The 15,978-nt window shown below is 57.2% G+C and carries 17 protein-coding genes; 3 read left to right on the top strand and 14 right to left on the bottom strand.

Features of this window, described 5'->3' with window-relative positions:
- The first annotated feature begins 16 nt into the window (after positions 1 to 16).
- Positions 17 to 481: a bacterioferritin gene (gene bfr / locus BMX80_RS05900; RefSeq protein WP_074866237.1), complete on the top strand. Its 465-nt coding sequence runs from the start codon at positions 17 to 19 to the stop codon at positions 479 to 481.
- Here bfr and BMX80_RS05895 read toward each other — a convergent pair whose 3' ends face one another.
- Together BMX80_RS05895 and BMX80_RS05890 are read right to left on the bottom strand one after the other, a co-directional pair.
- Positions 482 to 844, bottom strand: coding sequence for a hypothetical protein (locus BMX80_RS05895; RefSeq protein WP_074866233.1), 363 nt, complete (start codon positions 842 to 844; stop codon positions 482 to 484).
- Positions 841 to 1,221 (bottom strand): winged helix-turn-helix transcriptional regulator, encoded by a 381-nt coding sequence (locus BMX80_RS05890; RefSeq protein ID WP_074866230.1) that lies wholly within the window; start codon positions 1,219 to 1,221, stop codon positions 841 to 843. Before BMX80_RS05890 ends, BMX80_RS05895 begins: the two co-directional genes overlap by 4 nt.
- Before the next feature lie 142 nt (positions 1,222 to 1,363).
- Here BMX80_RS05890 and BMX80_RS05885 point away from each other — a divergent pair, with 142 nt between their 5' ends.
- A complete protein-coding gene (locus BMX80_RS05885) occupies positions 1,364 to 2,467 on the top strand; it encodes an alkene reductase (RefSeq protein ID WP_074866227.1) in 1,104 nt (367 codons plus the stop codon).
- A gap of 115 nt (positions 2,468 to 2,582) precedes the next feature.
- Complete coding sequence (locus BMX80_RS05880; RefSeq protein ID WP_074866224.1) at positions 2,583 to 4,061, top strand: SulP family inorganic anion transporter; 1,479 nt, start codon at positions 2,583 to 2,585, stop codon at positions 4,059 to 4,061.
- A gap of 200 nt (positions 4,062 to 4,261) precedes the next feature.
- Here the strand turns inward: BMX80_RS05880 and der are convergent, their stop codons facing one another.
- The 12 genes from der to hscA all read right to left on the bottom strand — a co-directional run bounded on the left by der (position 4,262) and on the right by hscA (position 15,958).
- A complete protein-coding gene (der, locus tag BMX80_RS05875; RefSeq protein WP_074866222.1) occupies positions 4,262 to 5,734 on the bottom strand; it encodes a ribosome biogenesis GTPase Der in 1,473 nt (490 codons plus the stop codon).
- 79 nt (positions 5,735 to 5,813) lie between these two features.
- The gene (bamB, locus tag BMX80_RS05870) at positions 5,814 to 6,965 is read right to left on the bottom strand and encodes an outer membrane protein assembly factor BamB (protein WP_074866219.1); all 1,152 of its coding nucleotides are present in this window, start codon (positions 6,963 to 6,965) and stop codon (positions 5,814 to 5,816) included.
- Positions 6,958 to 7,593, bottom strand: coding sequence for a YfgM family protein (locus BMX80_RS05865; protein WP_071870678.1), 636 nt, complete (start codon positions 7,591 to 7,593; stop codon positions 6,958 to 6,960). Before BMX80_RS05865 ends, bamB begins: the two co-directional genes overlap by 8 nt.
- 18 nt (positions 7,594 to 7,611) lie before the next feature.
- Positions 7,612 to 8,901, bottom strand: a complete 1,290-nt coding sequence (gene hisS / locus BMX80_RS05860) for a histidine--tRNA ligase (RefSeq protein WP_074866217.1) — start codon at positions 8,899 to 8,901, stop codon at positions 7,612 to 7,614.
- A 9-nt stretch (positions 8,902 to 8,910) separates the two neighbouring features.
- A complete protein-coding gene (gene ispG / locus BMX80_RS05855) occupies positions 8,911 to 10,023 on the bottom strand; it encodes a flavodoxin-dependent (E)-4-hydroxy-3-methylbut-2-enyl-diphosphate synthase (protein WP_071870680.1) in 1,113 nt (370 codons plus the stop codon).
- A gap of 23 nt (positions 10,024 to 10,046) precedes the next feature.
- A complete protein-coding gene (locus tag BMX80_RS05850; RefSeq protein WP_074866214.1) occupies positions 10,047 to 11,081 on the bottom strand; it encodes a RodZ domain-containing protein in 1,035 nt (344 codons plus the stop codon).
- On the bottom strand, positions 11,078 to 11,848 hold the full coding sequence (gene pilW, locus BMX80_RS05845; protein ID WP_074866212.1) for a type IV pilus biogenesis/stability protein PilW: 771 nt from the start codon (positions 11,846 to 11,848) through the stop codon (positions 11,078 to 11,080). The genes BMX80_RS05850 and pilW overlap by 4 nt, the downstream gene beginning before the upstream one ends.
- Positions 11,849 to 11,861: 13 nt before the next feature.
- The gene (rlmN, locus tag BMX80_RS05840) at positions 11,862 to 12,998 is read right to left on the bottom strand and encodes a dual-specificity RNA methyltransferase RlmN (RefSeq protein ID WP_074866210.1); all 1,137 of its coding nucleotides are present in this window, start codon (positions 12,996 to 12,998) and stop codon (positions 11,862 to 11,864) included.
- A 21-nt stretch (positions 12,999 to 13,019) separates the two neighbouring features.
- Positions 13,020 to 13,451, bottom strand: a complete 432-nt coding sequence (ndk, locus tag BMX80_RS05835) for a nucleoside-diphosphate kinase (RefSeq protein WP_071870684.1) — start codon at positions 13,449 to 13,451, stop codon at positions 13,020 to 13,022.
- A gap of 98 nt (positions 13,452 to 13,549) precedes the next feature.
- Positions 13,550 to 13,750, bottom strand: coding sequence for a Fe-S cluster assembly protein IscX (iscX, locus tag BMX80_RS05830; protein WP_071870685.1), 201 nt, complete (start codon positions 13,748 to 13,750; stop codon positions 13,550 to 13,552).
- Between the two features lie 3 nt (positions 13,751 to 13,753).
- Entirely contained in the window at positions 13,754 to 14,092 is a 339-nt protein-coding gene (gene fdx / locus BMX80_RS05825; RefSeq protein ID WP_071870686.1) for an ISC system 2Fe-2S type ferredoxin, read from the bottom strand.
- Between the two features lie 3 nt (positions 14,093 to 14,095).
- On the bottom strand, positions 14,096 to 15,958 hold the full coding sequence (gene hscA, locus BMX80_RS05820) for a Fe-S protein assembly chaperone HscA (protein ID WP_074866207.1): 1,863 nt from the start codon (positions 15,956 to 15,958) through the stop codon (positions 14,096 to 14,098).
- Between the last annotated feature and the right edge of the window lie 20 nt (positions 15,959 to 15,978).

The following is a 15,978-nucleotide window of genomic DNA, read 5'->3' as shown; positions in this document are numbered from 1 at the left end:
CAACAAGGACATCGACATGCAAGGGCACAGCGCCGTCATCGATTACTTCAAGCAACTGCTCAAGGGCGAGTTAGCGGCACGCGATCAGTACTTTATTCACTCGCGCATGTACGAAGACTGGGGCTTTACCAAGCTCTACGAACGCATCAACCACGAGATGGAAGAAGAAACCGAACACGCCGATGCCCTGCTTAAGCGCATTCTGTTTCTTGAAGGCACGCCAGACATGAGCCCCAACGCGGTGCGTGTGGGCAAAACCGTGCCGGAAATGCTCAAGATAGACCTAGCCCTTGAGTACGAAGTGCGCGCCGCGCTGGCTAAAGGCATTGAGCTGTGCGAGCAGCATCAGGACTACCAAAGCCGCGAGATTCTTGAGCTGCAGCTTAAAGACACCGAAGAAGACCACGCCCTGTGGTTAGAGATTCAGCTACAGCTGATCGACAAAGTGGGTCTTGAGCGCTACCTGCAAAGTCAGATGTAATCACTCTGCAGGTTTGCTGGGGCTAAGCGCCCAAGCACTCAGCGCACTGCTAAACACCATAACGCCGGCCAACCACGCCGGCGTTTGCAGTTCTGGGCTTAGGTTAAAACCGCCGCCTATCGTGGCTGCTAGCAACAACAGCAACACACCGACCGCCAACAAGCCCGCCTGCAACCATGCCAGCACACGCAGCAGCGGCGCCCAACTCAGCCGCCACGGCGCGATGGCAAAACACAGCGCTAAACCGACAAACGCTACGGCCAAGCCAAGCCCTTCTACCGCTTTTAACGGGTTTGCCCGCAACACCAACACCGCAAACGCAGCGCAAGTCACGGCATGCAACCAAAGAATCGCTGGTTTCATGGCGTGCGCTGCTGCCAGTGATGACGCCCCCAATGACACATCGCCTCCAGCACCGGCTTTAACGTGCGGCCATGCTCGGTGGCCACGTACTCCACCCGTGGCGGCACCTCAGGGAATACCGTGCGGCTAACAATGCCATCACGCTCCAGCTCGCGCAGTTGCTGGGTGAGCATCTTCTCGGTGATGCCTGGCACTTGCCGGCGCAGCTCAGAAAAACGCAGCGGCGCCTCCATCAGGTGATACACCAATAGGCTTTTCCACTTACCGCCGACCACCTCGAGGGTGAGCTCCATCGGCGAGCTGTAGGTTTTGTCCTGTGCCTTTAAGCGCTTGTCTTCAGCAGGCGCGGCGGCTTGATTGGCAGGCTGTTTGGTCATGGGCTCAGACACTTAAGACATCTCCATAACTTTCCAAAAGGTAAGTACATGACAAAATCGTGCGTACTTGTAAGTTTTATTGCTGCATCAATAATAGCCGTGTCTAGACGTTGTGTCTTTCTCACCTGTTATGAGGTTTCCCATGTCGCACGCCGCACTGTTACAGCCTTATCGCCTCGGTAGCCTTGAGCTACCCAACCGCATTGTGATGGCCCCGCTAACCCGCCAGCGCACCCAACCGGGCAATGTGCCTTATGCCCTCACCGCCACGTATTACGCGCAACGCGCCAGTGCCGGGCTAATCATCAGCGAAGCCAGCCAAGTGTGCCCCGAAGGCCAAGGCTATGCTTGGACGCCCGGCATCCACAGCCCTGCGCAAATTGCTGGCTGGCAAGGCGTTACCCAAGCGGTGCACAACGCCGGCGGGCGTATCTTCTTGCAGCTCTGGCATGTGGGCCGCATCTCGCACCCTGAGTTGCAACCCAACCAGCAAGCGCCCGTCGCACCCTCGGCTATTCAAGCCAAGGCGCAGTGCTATGTGCAGTACGCCGATGGCAGCCACGGCATGGCCGACACCGCCCTACCCCGCGCCTTAGAAACCGCCGAACTGCCGGGCATTGTGCAGGCCTATGCGCAAGGTGCGGCGAATGCCATCGAGGCCGGTTTTGACGGTGTAGAAGTCCACGCCGCTAACGGCTATCTACTCGATCAGTTCCTCTGTTCTGGCAGCAATCAACGCACCGACGCCTACGGCGGTAGTGCCGAGAATCGCGCCCGCTTAGTGCTGGAAGTGCTCGATGCGGTGGTCGCGCGCCTTGGCGACAGCGGCAAAGTGGGCATTCGCCTCTCGCCCTACGGCACGTTCAATGACATGCACGATGCCAACCCGGAAGAAACCTTCAGCTATTTAGTCGGCGAGCTGAACAGCCGCCACTTGGCTTACTTACATATCAACCGCCCCGACTGGACTGGCGCCGGCAGTGCCGAGGCAGAAGCCCTGCTCAATAACCTGCGCAAACTGTACCAACGCACCTTAATGGTCGCCGGGGGTTACGACGCAACCAGCGGCGCGCAAACGGTTCAAGATAACAGCGCCGACCTAGTCGCCTATGGTCGTCCGTATATTGCCAACCCCGACCTTGCCGAGCGCATTGCGCAAAACGCAGCATGGAATGAGCCCGATGTCAGCACCTTCTACGGTGGCGCCGAGCAAGGCTATACCGACTACCCTACACTGAGCGCGTAACGGCGCCGGTTAAGCCCCGTGCTTAACCCCTCAGCCAGCAGCGGGGACGCATCTGTGATAAGGTGCGCCCCCTTTTTGTTACAGGTTGTGTCGCAACCGCAGAGCCGAGAAGCTGATGTCTGAGTTAAGCCAAGCCCGTGTACCAAGTGTTAAAAACGATGTGCTGTCAGGCACTGTCGTCGCCATTGCGCTAATCCCCGAAGCCGTTGCCTTTTCATTAGTGGCTGGCCTGTCGCCGATTGTCGGTCTGCACACCGCCTTTATGCTCGGCCTAATCACCGCACTGCTGGGCGGCAAACCGGGGATGATCTCCGGCGCTACCGGCGCCATGGTCGTGGTGCTGGCCGGTTTGGCGGCCAGTCACGGCTTGGAGTACGTGCTGTGGGCGAGCATTCTCACCGGCTTAATCCAAATCGCCATCGGCGTAGGCGGGCTCGGTAAATTTATTCGTCTGGTGCCACAACCGGCGATTTTCGGTTTTGTGAATGGTCTGGCGATCGTCATCATGCTCGCGCAGTTTCCGCTGTTTGAGGGCGAAAACTGGATCATGTACGCCTTAGTGGGCGTGACCATGGCGATTGTTTGGCTATTCCCCAAGATGACTCGCGCTATCCCCAGCTCGCTGGCGGCGATTATCGCCATCAGCGCCGTGGTGATTGGTTTTGATCTGGACACCAAGCGCGTGGCTGACTTGGCCGATATCAGCGGCAGCCTGCCGAGCTTTCACATTCCCACCGCACCGCTGAACCTCGATACCCTGATGACCATCCTGCCCTACTCGGTGATTCTCGCCTTGGTGGGCCTGATTGAGTCGCTACTGACCTTAGCCGTGCTGGATGAAATGGGCGGCAAGCGTGGCGCGGGTAACCGCGAGTGCATCGCCCAAGGCATTGGCAATACCACCTGTGGCTTCTTCGGCGGCATGGCCGGTTGCGCCATGATTGGTCAGAGCATCATCAACTTCACCAGCGGTGGCCTAACGCACCTATCCGGTATTACCGCTTCGCTGCTGTTAATCATCTTCGTGGTTAGCTTGGCCGACTACATTGGCTTGCTGCCGGTGGCCGCGCTGGTGGGCATCATGTTTATGGTGTGCATCAACACCTTCGAGTGGGGCAGCTTCTCGCGCTTAAAGCGCATGCCCAAGGCCGATGCCGTGGTGCTGGTCGCCGTAACAGTAATCACCGTGTTTGCCGACTTAGCCGTAGCGGTGATCTGTGGGGTGATTCTCTCTGCGCTGGTATTTGCTTGGCAGCACGCGCGCATCCGCATTGAACAACGCTTAGAAGATGAAGACGTGGTGATCTACGAGCTGGAAGGCCCGCTGTTCTTCGGTTCTGCCACCGCCTTTGGCGAGATGTTCAACATCGAGCGCGACCCGCACCATGTGATTATCGACTTCGCCAAGACCCGGGTGATGGACTCCAGCGGCGTCGAAGCCATCGACAAGCTCAGCAAGCGCTACTCCGACGCTGGCAAAAAAGTAGTGCTGCGTCACCTGTCGGAAGACTGCATCGCCCTGCTCAAGCAGGCTGGCCCCTTCTGCACCCATGAGTTGGATAGCCCGACGTACAAAGTGGCTGCTGAAAGCTAAGAAAACGCTGATTTAATGGCTGCACACCTCAATCACTACGTTCCGCGGTGCTCGCAAGTTCGCCTACCAGGCGGTATGCCTCACTTGCTGCGCTCCGTGCGCCTTGTGCTTGAGGCGTTCGCCGATTAAATAAGCGCTTCCCTAAATTAAAAAAACGGCAGTCCTAGGGCTGCCGTTTTTATTGGTGCGAAAAAAAGAGCTTATTTCTTACTTTTCTTACGCTTTTCTGCCTTCTTAATGTGCGACAGCATGCGCTTACGCTTGTACTCCTGACGCGGCGTCAGGGTGTTGCGTTTGTCGGCATAAGGGTTGTCGCTGCCTTTGTACTCGATACGGATCGGCGTACCGATCAGCTTAAGCACGCGGCGGTAGGTGTTTTCTAAGTAGCGCGTGTAAGAGCGCGGCACCGCGTCCACTTGGTTTCCGTGAATCACCAAAATCGGCGGGTTCACGCCACCTAAGTGTGCGTAACGCAGTTTAATGCGACGACCATTAACCAGCGGCGGCTGGTGTACTTGCACGGCGTCTTCAAGAATCTGCGTGAGCTTGTTGGTCGGGTAGCGGCGCGTAGCCGACTCGTAAGCCTGGCGCACCGAGCCATACAAATTACCGACGTTCGACCCGTGCAGCGCGGAGATAAAGTGAATGTCGGAGAAGTTCACAAACATCAAACGGCGTTCAAGCTCGGTTTTCACGTATTGCTTGTGGCTGTCTTCCAGACCGTCCCATTTGTTCAGAGCAATCACCAACGAGCGGCCGGTTTCCAGCACAAAACCCAGCAGGTGCAGGTCTTGCTCAACGATGCCTTCGCTGGCATCCATGACGAAGATCACCACGTTACAGTCTTGAATCGCCTGCAGGGTTTTCACCACCGAGAACTTCTCGACCGCTTCAAACACCTTGCCGCGCCGCCGCACGCCGGCGGTGTCGATCAAGGTGTAGCGTTCTTCGTTGCGCTCAAACGGGATGTACACGCTGTCACGCGTGGTACCGGCTTGGTCAAACACCACCACGCGCTCTTCACCGAGCATGCGGTTAACCAAGGTCGACTTACCCACGTTGGGGCGGCCGATAATGGCGATCTTGATACCGTGCTCTTCACGGCTGGCTTTGGCCTCGGCTTCGGCGCGCGCGAGCTGGTCTTCCTCACCCTCTTCGCCTTCCACCACAACCACTTCAGGCACTTCGATATGCCCAAGCACGGCCTCCAAGAGGTTATTCACCCCGCGACCATGCGCGGCGGCAATCGGCTGCAACTCGCCCATGCCCACGGGCGCAAACTCAGCGCGCGCCACGTCAGGGTCGATGGTGTCGATCTTATTCGCCACCAAGAAGCTGGTCTTATTCCGCTTACGCAGATGCTCGGCAATCATCTGGTCGGCGGCAGTTAAACCGGCACGCGCATCCACCAGAAACAGCACAATATCGGCTTCCTCAATGGCGAGCAGCGACTGCTCAGCCATTTTCGCGTCGATGCCCTCTTCATCGCCGCTGATACCGCCGGTATCGATGACGATGTAGTTACGTCCCTGCCAACGGGCTTCGCCGTATTTACGGTCACGGGTCAGGCCCGCGAAGTCTGCCACCAAGGCGTCACGCGATCGGGTCAGACGATTAAACAAAGTGGACTTGCCGACATTGGGCCGCCCCACTAAGGCGATTACAGGAACCATGAACACCGGGCCTCAAACTAAAAATGGCAACGGCCGCTGCCCAAAACGAGCAGCGGCCGCGCAATACAACAGCGCTTTATCAGCGTAGGGTCAGAGCGACGAGCTCGCCACCGTTGCCGAAAGCATATAACCAGTCGCCTTTAACCAGCGCACGAACACGCAGGCCATCGCCGTCGATTTTAGTACGACCAACGAAGCGACCATCCACCTGACTGATCAGGTGCAAATAACCTTCAAAATCACCTACGGCTAAGTAGGTAGAGAACGGCGTCGGTGCGCTCAGCTGGCGACGGGCCAGTGCGTCCTGACTCCACAGCGCGGTGGCGGTGCGATCATCAATCGCTTCCACAGTGCCGTTGGCTTGGCTAACGAAGATCGAGCCTAAGTCTTCACCCAGACCGGAGTAGCTCGACGCTTCACGCTGCCAGCGAATTTGACCGGTGCGCAAATCCAGGGCAGCCACACGGCCCTGATAGCTGACCACATACAAGGTGCTGCCAGAAACCACCAAGTTGCCGTCAATATCGACCACACGCTCCAGCTCGGAACGGCCTTGCGGAATCGCTACGCGCTGTTCCCACAACGGCAGACCACGATCGACATCCAACGCGACCACTTTGCCGCTGGCCAAGCCCGCGATCACTAAGTTGCGGGTGATTACCGGATCACTGGTACCGCGCAGGGTCAGCACCGGCAGGCTGTTTTCGTAAATCCAGCGTTGCTCGCCGGTAGTGGCGTCCAAGGCAACCAAGTTGTCGTCTTGGGTTTGCACCACCACAGTACGGCCATTGGTCACCGGGGCGGACAAAACTTCGCTCTTCAGGCGCTTTTTCCAACGGCGCTCGCCGCTAGCCGCATCCAGAGCAATCACGTCGCCACGCAGGGTACCGACCAGCACCAGGCCTTCGCCGGCACCAACGCCGCCGCTGACGGGCTTATCGAGTTCTTTCTTCCACAGTACCTTGCCAGTAAAGCGGTCCATGGCGACCACGTCGCCATCGCTATCAGCAGCGAAAATACGATCGCCATCAATCGCCGGTACCAGCAGGTTGTACAAGTCGCCCTGACCAGAGCCAATGCCACGGCTCCACTCTTTTTTCAGGCCAACTTCTTCTTCAAAATCAGGCAGGTCAGCCGGCGGCAGTTCTTTTTTGCTGTTGCTCGAACAACCCACCACCAACAGCGACAGCGCCATAACACCAAGCAGTTTGCTACGCATCACCTTAGACATCCTCCTTGGCTAAATCATCCAGTTTCAGCTGTACGCTGGCGCCTTCGCTACCCGCTTCCAGCGCTTGCTGATAAGCAGTGCGGGCTTCATCGACGCGCCCCAGTTGCTTGAGCAAGTCACCACGAATCTCGGCGCGCACAGCAGCGTAAGCACTGTCGGCTTCGCCTTCTAGCAGAGCCAAACCCTCTTCAGCTTTGTCTTGCGCACCTTTGACACGCGCCAAACGCTGACGGGCAATTTCTTTAATTTGCTCATCGGCTTTGCTGTTGATCAGCTTGTCCAACTCCGCAGCGGCGTCATCCAGCTTGTCTTCTTCAACGGCCAACTTGGCCACGAACAGGCTGGCAAACGCGGCATAGGCGCTATCTGCATGCTCGGTTTTCAGGGTTTCAGCCAGTTTCAGTACCTTGTCGGTATCGGGCTTCTCGCCACTGGCCAGCATAGCCTGCATCAGTTGCTCGAAGTTGACCGAAGCTTGCTGGTTAGTCACCTGCGTATGCTCTTGCCAAGCCTGCCAACCAAACACACCGGCCAAGGCTAAAACGGCACCGGTCACAATCGGCATGCCGTTTTCTTTCCACCAGTTTTTTAGCAGAGCAATCTGTTCTTCTTCGGTCTGCGGGGCCACGCTGTCACTCCTTAAGTGTTAGGCCAGCTCGAAACGTGCGGCTAAAAATGCAGCCAGCTCGTTCCAGCTCATGGTTTGTTGGGCGCTGTCATCACGCAGCGGTTTGACCGCCACTTGCTCGTTGGCCAGCTCATCATCCCCCAGAATCAGAGCCAACTCGGCGCCACTTTTGTCAGCTTTTTTCAGCTGACTCTTAAAACTGCCACCGCCTGCATTAACCATCAGGCGCAAAGACGGCAGAGTATCCCGCAAACGCTCGGCCAAGGCGAGCCCTGCCAACTCTGCCGGCTCACCAAAGGCGGCCAGATACACATCGACATTGCGCTGCAATTCAGCCGGGATCAGCTCAAGGGTCTCCAGTAGCAGCACCAGGCGCTCCACGCCCATGGCAAAACCCACCGCCGGTGCAGGCTTGCCGCCGAGCTGCTCAACCAAGCCATCATAACGACCGCCAGCACACACAGTACCTTGGGCGCCGAGCTTGTCGGTGACCCACTCGAACACGGTTTTGCCGTAGTAATCCAAACCGCGCACCAACTTGGTATTGATCACAAAGGGCACGCCGGCGGCAGTCAGACGCGCCTTTAGGCCTTCGAAATGCTCGCGGGATTCGTCATCGAGGTATTCGTCCAGCTTAGGCGCATCCACCAGCAGCGCTTGGGTATCTGGATTTTTGCTATCCAGAATACGCAGCGGGTTGCTGGTTAAGCGGCGCTGGCTGTCTTCATCCAGCTGCTCGCGACGCACTTCCAGATAGGCCACCAAGGCATCGCGGTAACGTGCACGGGCTTCGCTGGTGCCGAGGGTGTTCAGCTCTAGGGTCACTGCATCACGCAGGCCCAGCGCGCCCCATAGGCGCCAGGTAAGAATAATCAGCTCAGCATCGATATCCGGACCGGCGAGGTTAAACACCTCGACACCGATCTGATGAAACTGGCGATAGCGGCCTTTTTGTGGGCGCTCGTGGCGGAACATCGGGCCGTTGTACCAAACCTTCTGCACTTGACCGCCGCCAATTAAGCCGTGCTCCAGCATGGCACGCACGCAGCCAGCGGTGCCTTCGGGGCGCAAGGTCAGCAGATCGCCATTGCGGTCGGCGAAGGTGTACATCTCTTTCTCAACGATGTCGGTGACTTCACCAATCGAGCGCTTGAACAGCTCGGTGAACTCGACAATCGGCAGACGCACTTGGTTGTAGCCATAGGTGTCTAACAGGCGGCTGACTTGCCCTTCCAGATAGCGCCACAGCGGCGATTCGGTGGGGCGAATGTCGTTCATGCCACGAATGGCTTGTAAATTCTTGCTCACAAAAGGTCCTTAACTGCGCACGATAACACTGGCGTCTTGAGCTTGTTTCTCGGCCGCTTTATCGCGGATCAAGCGCTCAAGGTCATCCACCAAGGTGTCGTTGCTCAGCTTGCTCGACGGCTTGCCGTCGATGTACACGAGGTTACTGGGCGTGCCGCCGGTGAGGCCCACGTCCACTTCTTTAGCTTCGCCGGGGCCGTTGACCACACAGCCGATCACCGCCACATTGAGCGGCACAAGCAGGTCTTCGAGGCGGCCTTCTAGCTCGTTCATGGTTTTCACCACATCGAAATTCTGCCGCGAGCAGCTCGGGCAGGCGATGAAGTTAATCCCGCGCGAGCGCAGATGCAGCGATTTCAAAATATCGAAACCGACTTTGATTTCTTCTACTGGGTCTGCCGCCAGCGACACGCGAATGGTGTCGCCGATACCTTCGGCCAGCAGCATGCCTAAACCCACCGCCGACTTAACCGTGCCGGAGCGCAAGCCACCGGCTTCGGTGATGCCCAGGTGCAGCGGCTGATCGATTTTGTTCGCCAGCAAGCGATAGGCATTCACCGCCATGAACACGTCGGAAGCCTTCACGCTGACTTTGAAGTCCGGGAAGTCCAGTTTGTCGAGGTAATCAACATGGCGCATGGCTGACTCGACCAGCGCTTCTGGGGTCGGCTCGCCGTATTTTTTCTGCAGGTCTTTTTCCAATGAGCCAGCATTCACGCCGATGCGAATCGGAATATTGCGCTCACGTGCGGCATCGACCACGGCTTTAACCCGGTCTTCACGACCGATATTGCCGGGGTTAATGCGCAAACAATCGACACCCAGCTCGGCCACCCGCAAGGCAATCTTGTAGTCGAAGTGAATGTCAGCCACCAAGGGCACTTGCACGAGCTTTTTGATCTGCCCGAAAGCTTCGGCGGCCTCCATGCTCGGCACCGAAACGCGCACGATATCGGCGCCGGCCTGCTCAAGACGCTGGATTTGCCCAACCGTGGCAGCTACATCGCAGGTCTCGGTATTGGTCATGCTCTGCACCGCGATGGGCGCATCGCCACCCACCGGAACTGAGCCTACCCAGATCTTGCGCGACACACGGCGCTTGATCGGTGATTCACCATGCATGGGGTTCTATCCTGCTTACGTACTTATTCGCCCACTTTAAGACGGGCGACGTTACCGCGGCTGTAGCCGCTCAAATCGACAGCGTTGCCGTTATAGCTCACCGTAGCGGCACTGGCATCGCCCAGAATCAGCGACAGCGGCGCAAGGCCCGCCACATCCAGCTGCTCGCCTTGGCGCTTTAACGTACTGACCAAGACTTTACCTTTGGCATCGGCCACTTGGGTCCAGCAGTCACCACTAAAACGGATTTGCACACGGCCTTCACCAGCTGCCAAAACGGGCGGCTCAGTTGCTGCCTCTTCGCTCACCTCAGTCGATGCAGGCTCAGCCGCTGCAAGCAGTGCGGGGGCGCTCTGTGCCGTTGTCGGCGACGCACTTTCAGCAGCTGTTTGCACCGTTTGCTCAGTATCAGTAGCTACTAAACTTTCGCTCGTCAGCTCAGCGCTTGCTTCTGGCGTTTGCTCGGCAACTTGCGGGGTTTCAAGCTCACTGGCCGTATCCGCCAGCTCATCAACATTGCCCGCCTCGGCCATTTCAGACACTGGCTCGCCAAGGCTCTCCGCATCGAAGCGGTGCACTTCGGTCGTGCCATCGACAGAGTCGACTTCGACTTTATCCAGACTTAGCCCGCCGATATCCACCGGTAAGCGCTGGGTTTCTTGCCACCACATAAAAGTACCGACGCCCAGCAGCAAAAACACCAGCAAGGTCAGCATGCGCATGACCGAACGAGAGGTGCGTACAGGCTCTTTGACTTTACCCAGCGTCTTCACCGCTGCTGCCCCTGCCGTGGTGCCGGTGAACTGATCAAACTCGACAATGACTCGATTCTGATCAAGGCCTAGGAGGCGTGCATAAGCGCGCACATAGCCACGCGCAAATGTCAGACCCGGCAAGCGCTCAAAGGCGCCGTCTTCGATCAGCCGTACATTAAATTCACTCAAGTTCAGCGACTGCGCCACGCTGGCCGGCGATAAGCCCTTGGCCTCGCGTGCTAAGCGTAAGGTTTCACCCGGATTAACCGACGGGGCGGGAGTTTCAGGTACTGCGGTGCTCATCGACCACCTGTTTGACGGTATTGCTGATATTCGTTGGATGCCGGGAATAAGCGTTTCAGCTGCAGGCCATAGCTGGCTTCAGTATCGCGGTCATCAAAAACACGCGCCAGTTGGATGCCGAGCCACAGGCTACGGGCGTCTTGTTGATCTGTCAGACGTGTATAAAGCTTGTAGTAATCACGCGCGGGCAAATAGTCTTTAGCCGCGACAGAAAGCTCTGTTAACTCAAGCAAGGCGCGCGGCTGATTACGATTCAAACGCAAGGACTTTTTAAGAAGCTTCTTTGCCTCATCGGTATTCCCCATCCTTAATGCGGTAATACCTAAACTTTCAAATACTGCAGAGCGACCGGAATATAGAGTATCGGCTGAAGCCTTAAGAAACTGAGCATACGCCTCACTAAAGCGCTTTTGCTCATAGAGAAAACCGCCATAGTTATACAAAATTCTAGGCTCAGAACTCTTAGATAAAGCCCGCCGATAGTATCCTTCCGCCAGCTCAGGCTCTTGCTCAAACTGAAACACCAGGGCCAGCGCTTCAAGAGCCTCAGGGTGATCGGGGGCTATTTCCAAAGCACTCCTTAGCGGCTCTTTAGCACGCTCGGGGTTGCCACTTCGCAAGTACCCCTTACCCAAATCAACATATGCCAGAACCGCCTGCTCACGCCCTTCGGAAGTTTTTAATGGATCGCGCTTTGCTGTGTTTGAAACACAGCCTGTGATTAGTAATGCTGATATCAACAAAAGCAATGCACTACGGCGGAACATGGCCTACTCCCTGTTAATTTCGATTTGAAGCAGCCTCATCGTTTAGCTGCCGTACTGCGATATAACGCTCACTGCGCCGGGTACGATCCATCACTTGGCCAACTAGCTGACCACAGGCGGCGTCGATATCTTCACCGCGCGTGGTGCGCACGGTGACGTTATAGCCAGCCTGATGCAGACGATCTTGGAAGCGGCGAATCGCATTATTGCTCGGCCGCTCGTACCCCGAGTGGGGGAAAGGATTAAACGGAATTAGATTGATCTTGCAAGGCACATCGCGCAGTAATGCGATCATCTGCTCAGCGTGCTCGGGTTGATCGTTCACATCTTTGAGTAAGGTGTACTCAATGGTCAGCACCCGCTTCTCGCCCAAGCGCGATACATAACGCTTGCAGGTTTCCAGCAGCACATCCAGCGGGTACTTCTTGTTCAGCGGCACTAGCACATTGCGCAGCTCGTCATTCGGCGCGTGCAACGACAGCGCCAGCGACACATCGATGTGCTCGGCCAGCTTATCGATCATCGGCACCACGCCGGAAGTCGACAGCGTTACCTTACGCTTGGAAATGCCATAGCCCAGATCTTCCATCATGATTTGCATGGCGGGAACGACATTGTCGAAGTTCAGCAGCGGCTCGCCCATGCCCATCATCACCACATTGGTGATGGCACGGTCGATTTTCGCCGGCACAGTGCCGAACGACTGATTAGCGATCCACACCTGGCCGATAATTTCGGCGCTGGTCAAATCGCTATTGAAACCTTGCTTACCGGTGGAGCAAAAACTGCAATCCAGCGCGCAACCGGCCTGCGACGACACACACAAGGTGCCGCGGCCGTTCTGCGGGATATACACAGTCTCCACACAGCTGCCCGAAGCGACGCGCACAACCCACTTACGCGTACCGTCGGCAGAAATATCTTCACTGACCACTTCCGGCGGGCGGATTTCCGCACGCGCCTCAAGCTTGGCGCGCAGCGCCTTGCCAACGTTGGTCATTTGCGCGAAATCCGTCACTCCAAAGTGATGGATCCACTGCATGACCTGACCACCCCGAAAGCGCTTTTCGCCGATGGACTCAAAGAAATCTTCAATTTGTGGCTTGGTCAAGCCGAGCAAATTGACTTTAGGGGCGGCCTGGTCAGTCATCACTCTACTACTCGCTAAAACTTAGCGGATGCGTGCGCACACTTCGGTGGCAGCAAAGAAGTAGGCGATTTCACGTGCAGCCGAGGCTTCCGAGTCAGAGCCGTGCACAGCGTTTTCGTCGATAGACACGGCGAAATCAGCGCGGATGGTGCCAGCGTCAGCTTTCTTCGGGTCGGTAGCGCCCATCAGCTCACGATTCTTAGCGATAGCGCCTTCACCTTCCAGCACTTGCACAACCACCGGACCGGAAGTCATGAAAGACACCAGGTCTTTGAAGAAAGGACGCTCTTTGTGCTCAGCGTAGAAACCGCCAGCTTCGCGCTCAGACAGCTGAACCATCTTAGACGCCACAACGCGCAGGCCAGCCTTTTCGAAACGGCTCAGGACTTCGCCGATTACGTTCTTGGCAACAGCATCGGGCTTAATGATGGACAGGGTGCGTTCAACAGCCATGGATCACTCCAATTAAGAAAACAAAATAAAACAACGGATTAAACCCGCGGATTATACGCGGGTTAGCGGTAATAACGTAAGGGCCGACGACCGCTGGTTCAGTCGAGCTCGTCGATCCACGCTTGCTGGATGGCTTCGAGCACTTTCTCGCCGCCGCGCTGCGGGTCATCGGCAAAATCCGGCAGAGCCACAACCCAGTTATGTAAATCGACAAAATTCACATAACGCGGATCAACCTCAGGCTTGCTTTCGCAGAGCTCGATGGCGATATCCAGCACATCTACCCATTTCATAGCCAATCCTCAGTGACGCTCGGAGACTTGGTTGATGGTGTATTTCGGGATCTCCACCACCAGATCGCTATCAGCCACCACAGCCTGACACGACAGACGCGAGTCGGGCTCTAAACCCCAAGCCTTATCGAGCATGTCGTCCTCTAGCTCGTCAGACGGCTCCATAGAATTAAAGCCCTCGCGCACCACCACATGGCACGTGGTGCAGGCGCAAGACTTCTCACAAGCGTGCTCGATATCGATGCCGTTACGCAGCGCTGCATCGCAAATGGTTTCGCCACGCTCCGCTTCGATCACGGCGCCCTCAGGGCAATGCTCGGGGTGCGGTAAGAAAACGATCTGGGGCATCAATTATTCCTCAATCTCTTGCAGGTTACGCCCGGCCAGCGCGGCGCGGATGCCTGCATCCATACGTCGCGCAGCAAATTCGTCGGTAACCTCAGTCAAATATTTTACCGCAGCACTCAGCTCTGCCGGGCTTTGGCTAGCGCCACGCACCGTGATCAGCTTGGCAATGGCCTCATCAATATCGCGGCGCTCACCTTCCGAGAGCAGCGCCAAGCCATCGGCCGCCAGGGCAACCTGCACGGCTTCCAGCAAGCGATCAGCCTCGACCTGCTCTTCAGCCAGTGCGCGGGCATCTTTATCGGCGCCGGCATGCTGCATCGACTCGGTGAGCATGCGGGCAATTTCGTCATCGCTTAAGCCGTAAGACGGCTTGACCTGAATGCTGGCCTCAACGCCGGAGTTGAGCTCCTGCGCGGTGACATTCAGCAAGCCGTCGGCATCCACCTGAAAGGTCACGCGAATCTTCGCTGCACCGGCGGGCATCGGCGGAATACCGCGTAATTCAAAGCGCGCCAGCGAGCGGCAGTCTTTAATCAGCTCACGCTCGCCTTGCAGCACATGAATCAGCATGGCCGTCTGGCCATCTTTATAAGTGGTGAATTCTTGTGCGCGCGCCGAAGGAATCGTGGTGTTGCGGTTGATGACTTTCTCCATCAAGCCGCCCATGGTTTCTAAACCTAGCGACAGCGGAATCACATCCAGCAGGAGCAAATCATCACCCGAGCGATTGCCCGCCAGCACATCAGCCTGAATCGCCGCACCGATAGCTACTACTTGATCGGGATCTATATCGGTCATCGGCTCACGAGCAAATAAACGGCCCACTGACTCACGCACACGCGGCACGCGCGTCGAGCCGCCGACCATCACCACGGCATCGACTTCTTCAATCTCGACCTGCGCATCGCGCAGGGCGCGGCGGCAGGCTTTCAGCGTGCGCTCGACTAACGGATCGATCAGCTCAACAAACTGCTCGCGCGTCAGCACGCCTTGCCATGCGCCGTAGCTCATCGTCACAGAAGACACTTGCGACAAGGCTTCTTTGGCGGCGCACGCTTGCGCTAACAGTTCGCGCTGCTGCGAGGGGGTTAAATCGGTCGAGGCCTGCGCCTGTGCCAGCACCCAATGGGCGATGGCCAAATCCAAATCATCGCCACCCAAAGCGCTATCGCCGCCGGTGGCCAGCACCTCAAACACACCACGCGTCAGGCGCAGAATCGACACATCAAAGGTGCCGCCGCCTAAGTCGTAAATCGCCACTACGCCTTCGGCCTGCTTATCTAAACCGTAGGCAACGGCGGCCGCAGTGGGCTCGTTTAACAAGCGCAAGACGTTAATGCCTGCCAAACGCGCGGCATCTTTGGTGGCTTGACGCTGTGCATCATCGAAATAGGCCGGCACGGTAATCACCGCGCCCACTAAGTCACCACCTAACGCCGCTTCACCGCGAGCGCGCAGGCTTTTGAGAATTTCCGCCGAGACTTCAACCGGGCTTTTCGCCCCTTGGCGGGTTTGCAGATAAGGCATCTGCGAATCGCCCTGCACAAAGGCATAGGGCAGCTGCTCACCAAGCTGGTGGATATCGCTCAAGCCACGCCCCATCAGGCGCTTGACCGACACGATGGCATTCAACGGATCTTCAATCGCCGCTGCTTTGGCAGCCCGGCCGACCACCACATCCGCCTCGCGGTAGTGCACCGCCGACGGCAGAATCACCTCACCTTGGGCATCTTTCAGCGGCTCAGCCACACCGCTGCGCACACTGGCGACCAGCGAGTTAGTAGTACCAAGATCGATGCCCACCGCCAAACGGCGCTCGTGCGGCTTGGGGCTCTGCCCGGGTTCTGCAATCTGTAATAAGGCCATGCTGTCGTCTTAAGCCAGCA

Source organism: Atopomonas hussainii (assembly GCF_900109735.1).
Lineage (GTDB): Bacteria > Pseudomonadota > Gammaproteobacteria > Pseudomonadales > Pseudomonadaceae > Atopomonas > Atopomonas hussainii.
This window is presented reverse-complemented; position numbering and strand designations above follow the sequence as displayed.

Coding starts and splice junctions, on each gene's coding strand:
- bfr (WP_074866237.1), top strand. CDS start 17: ATGCAAGGGCACAGCGCCGTCATCGATTACTTCAAGCAACTGCTCAAG.
- BMX80_RS05895 (WP_074866233.1), bottom strand. CDS start 844: ATGAAACCAGCGATTCTTTGGTTGCATGCCGTGACTTGCGCTGCGTTT.
- BMX80_RS05890 (WP_074866230.1), bottom strand. CDS start 1,221: ATGACCAAACAGCCTGCCAATCAAGCCGCCGCGCCTGCTGAAGACAAG.
- BMX80_RS05885 (WP_074866227.1), top strand. CDS start 1,364: ATGTCGCACGCCGCACTGTTACAGCCTTATCGCCTCGGTAGCCTTGAG.
- BMX80_RS05880 (WP_074866224.1), top strand. CDS start 2,583: ATGTCTGAGTTAAGCCAAGCCCGTGTACCAAGTGTTAAAAACGATGTG.
- der (WP_074866222.1), bottom strand. CDS start 5,734: ATGGTTCCTGTAATCGCCTTAGTGGGGCGGCCCAATGTCGGCAAGTCC.
- bamB (WP_074866219.1), bottom strand. CDS start 6,965: ATGTCTAAGGTGATGCGTAGCAAACTGCTTGGTGTTATGGCGCTGTCG.
- ispG (WP_071870680.1), bottom strand. CDS start 10,023: ATGCATGGTGAATCACCGATCAAGCGCCGTGTGTCGCGCAAGATCTGG.
- BMX80_RS05850 (WP_074866214.1), bottom strand. CDS start 11,081: ATGAGCACCGCAGTACCTGAAACTCCCGCCCCGTCGGTTAATCCGGGT.
- pilW (WP_074866212.1), bottom strand. CDS start 11,848: ATGTTCCGCCGTAGTGCATTGCTTTTGTTGATATCAGCATTACTAATC.
- rlmN (WP_074866210.1), bottom strand. CDS start 12,998: ATGACTGACCAGGCCGCCCCTAAAGTCAATTTGCTCGGCTTGACCAAG.
- ndk (WP_071870684.1), bottom strand. CDS start 13,451: ATGGCTGTTGAACGCACCCTGTCCATCATTAAGCCCGATGCTGTTGCC.
- fdx (WP_071870686.1), bottom strand. CDS start 14,092: ATGCCCCAGATCGTTTTCTTACCGCACCCCGAGCATTGCCCTGAGGGC.
- hscA (WP_074866207.1), bottom strand. CDS start 15,958: ATGGCCTTATTACAGATTGCAGAACCCGGGCAGAGCCCCAAGCCGCAC.